Below are 3137 nucleotides of genomic sequence, written 5' to 3'. Positions count from 1 at the left end.
GCCCTGGACCGCTCTCGCGAGAGCGGTCCAGGGCTTCGTCGTGCGCAGGTGCTACTTGTTGCGGCCGCGCTTCTCGCGGACCCGGACGGAGATGTGGATCGGGGTGCCCTCGAAACCGAACTCCTCGCGCAGCCGGCGCTCGACGAAGCGGCGGTAGCCGTGCTCCAGGAAGCCGGAGGCGAAGAGCACGAAGCGCGGGGGCTTGGTGCCCGCCTGGGTGCCGAAGAGGATGCGCGGCTGCTTGCCGCCGCGGATCGGGTGCGGATGGGAGGCGACGATCTCACCGAGGAAGGCGTTGAGCCGCCCGGTGGGAACGCGGGTCTCCCAGCCGTCGATCGCGGTCTCGATCGCCGGGACCAGCTTCTCCATGTGCCGGCCGGTGACGGCCGAGACGTTGACGCGCGGGGCCCAGGCGATCTGCGCGAGCTCCGTCTCGATCTCGCGCTCCAGGTAGTAGCGGCGCTCCTCGTCGAGGGTGTCCCACTTGTTGAAGGCGACGACGAGGGCGCGCCCGGCCTCCACGGCCATGGTGATGATGCGCTGGTCCTGGACGCTGATGGACTCGCTGGAGTCGATCAGGACGACGGCGACCTCGGCCTTCTCCACGGCGGCGGCCGTACGCAGCGAGGCGTAGTAGTCCGCGCCTTCCTGGAGGTGGACGCGGCGGCGGATACCGGCCGTGTCGATGAACTTCCAGGTGATGCCGCCGAGGTTGATCAGCTCGTCGACCGGGTCGCGGGTGGTGCCCGCCAGCTCGTTGACGACGACCCGGTCCTCACCCGCGACCTTGTTCAGCAGGGAGGACTTGCCGACGTTCGGGCGGCCGATCAGGGCGATGCGGCGGGGGCCGCCGAGGGCCGTGCCGAACTTCTGGGCCGGGGCGTCCGGCAGGGCCTCCAGGACGGCGTCCAGCATGTCGCCGGTGCCGCGGCCGTGCAGCGAGGAGACCGGGTAGGGCTCGCCGAGGCCCAGCGACCACAGGGCGGTGGCGTCCGCCTCGCCGCTCTGGCCGTCGACCTTGTTGGCGCAGAGGACGACGGGCTTGCCGGCCCGGCGCAGAAGCTTGACGACGGCCTCGTCGGTGTCGGTGGCGCCGACGGTCGAGTCGACGACAAAGACGACCGCGTCGGCCGTCTCGATGGCGTACTCGGCCTGGGCGGCGACGGAGGCGTCGAGGCCCAGCACGTCCTGCTCCCAGCCGCCGGTGTCGACGACCTTGAAGCGGCGGCCGGCCCATTCGGCCTCGTAGCTGACGCGGTCACGGGTGACGCCGGGCTTGTCCTGCACGACGGCCTCGCGGCGGCCGATGATCCGGTTCACCAGGGTCGACTTGCCGACATTGGGGCGGCCGACGACGGCGAGCACGGGGAGCGGGCCGTGACCGGCCTCGTCGAGGGCGCCCTCGACCTCCTCGGGGTCGAAGCCTTCCTGCGCGGCGAGCTCCATGAACTGCGCGTACTCGGCATCGCCAAGTTCTCCGTGCTCGTGGCCCGAGCCGTCGGAGTGAATCTGGTCGTTCATGAAGTCCGTTCCTCTTTGCATCATCATCGATGGGCCGCGATCAGCGCGGCCCACTACTCAAGTACTCAAGTCTGGCCTATCGCCCGGTGAGGCGCTTGGCGCTCTCCAGGTGGGCGGTCAGCTTCGCCTGGATCCGCAGGGTCGCCTCGTCCAGCGCCCTGCGCGTACGCCGCCCGTCGCCGGCGCTCGCGTCGAACGCGTCGCCGAAGACGACGTCGACCCGGCTGCGCAGCGGGGGCAGCCCCCGTATCAACCGTCCGCGGCGCTCGGTGCTTCCCAGGACGGCCACGGGGACGATCGGCGCCCCGCCCCGGACCGCGAAATACGCCAGTCCGGCCCGCAGCGAGGCGAAGTCTCCTTCACCGCGGGTGCCCTCCGGGAAGATCCCGAGGATGCCGCCGTCCTCCAGCACGCCGATCGCGTGGCTGATGGCGGTGCGGTCGACGGTCGTGCGGTCCACCTCGATCTGCCCGATTCCGTGCAGGAACGGGTCGAGGGGGCCGACGAACGCCTCCTTCTTGATCAGGAAGTGCACCGGCCGGGGTGCGGTGCCCATCAGCATCGGTCCGTCGATGTTGTGGGAGTGGTTCACCGCGAGTATGACGGGTCCGGCGGCGGGCACGCGCCAGGCGCCGAGCACCCGGGGCTTCCACAGCCCGTACATCAGGCCGATGCCGATGGACCGCCCGACGGCCGCTCCGCGCAGCGTGGGCGCGCCTGTGGCATCGCTCACGCGGCGACCCGCTTCCCCTCGACGAGGGTGACGACGCACTCGATGACCTGCTGGAGGCTCAGCTCGGTGGTGTCCACCTCGACGGCGTCGTCGGCCTGGGCGAGCGGGGAGGTCTTGCGGCCGGAGTCGGCGGCGTCCCGCTTGATCAGGGCCTCGCGGGTGGCGGTCAGGTCGGAGCCCTTGACCTCGCCGCTGCGGCGGGCGGCGCGGGCCTCCGGGGAGGCGGTGAGGAAGATCTTGAGGTCGGCGTCGGGCAGCACGGTGGTGCCGATGTCCCGGCCCTCGACGACGATGCCGCCGGTGGCGGCCGCGGCGATGGAGCGCTGGAGCGCGGTGATGAGCGTGCGCACCTCGGGGACCGCGCTGACGGCGCTGACCTTCGAGGTGACCTCCTGGGTGCGGATCGGGCCCGAGGCGTCCTCGCCGTCGACGGTGATCGTCGGGGCGGCGGGGTCGGTGCCGGAGACGATCACGGGCTTGGCGGCGGCGGTGGCGATCTCCTCCGGGTTGCTCACGTCGATGCCGTTGTTCAGCATCCACCAGGTGATGGCCCGGTACTGCGCGCCCGTGTCCAGGTAGCTCAGGCCGAGCTTGGCGGCGACGGCCTTGGAGGTGCTCGACTTGCCGGTGCCCGAGGGCCCGTCGATGGCGACGATCACGGAGGAGCGTGCGGTTTCCACGGTGGTGGACACCTTCCTGGTACACGGGGTGGGGAGGGACGGGCCAGGGGACGGCCTCGTACCAGGTTACCGAGTGCCGGACGTGCCCTTGTACCCCGTACGGGGGAGGCGCCCCCCCCCCCCGCCCGGGGGGGGGGGCGCCCCCCCCGCGGCGGCGGGGGGCGCCGCGGGTAGGCCAGCCCCGGTCCGGGGGGGGCGGGCCC

General features: G+C 72.1%; 3 protein-coding genes. All 3 read right to left on the bottom strand.

Translation table 11 applies throughout. The annotated features are described in order from the left end of the window. Positions 1 to 51 precede the first annotated feature (51 nt). Positions 52 to 1521 carry a ribosome biogenesis GTPase Der gene (gene der / locus ACFWRV_RS36345; RefSeq protein WP_384340460.1) on the bottom strand — a complete coding sequence of 490 codons (1470 nt, stop codon included), beginning with the start codon at positions 1519 to 1521 and terminating at the stop codon, positions 52 to 54. A gap of 76 nt (positions 1522 to 1597) precedes the next feature. Continuing rightward, positions 1598 to 2254, bottom strand: coding sequence for a lysophospholipid acyltransferase family protein (locus ACFWRV_RS36340; RefSeq protein WP_384340458.1), 657 nt, complete (start codon positions 2252 to 2254; stop codon positions 1598 to 1600). Continuing rightward, positions 2251 to 2946: a (d)CMP kinase gene (gene cmk, locus ACFWRV_RS36335; RefSeq protein WP_384340456.1), complete on the bottom strand. Its 696-nt coding sequence runs from the start codon at positions 2944 to 2946 to the stop codon at positions 2251 to 2253. Before cmk ends, ACFWRV_RS36340 begins: the two co-directional genes overlap by 4 nt. Positions 2947 to 3137: the final 191 nt, after the last annotated feature.

The organism is Streptomyces sp. NPDC058576 (genome assembly GCF_042718715.1).
Lineage (GTDB): Bacteria > Actinomycetota > Actinomycetes > Streptomycetales > Streptomycetaceae > Streptomyces.
The sequence above is the reverse complement of the archived record's forward strand: the minus strand, read 5'-3'. Positions and strand labels throughout refer to the sequence as shown.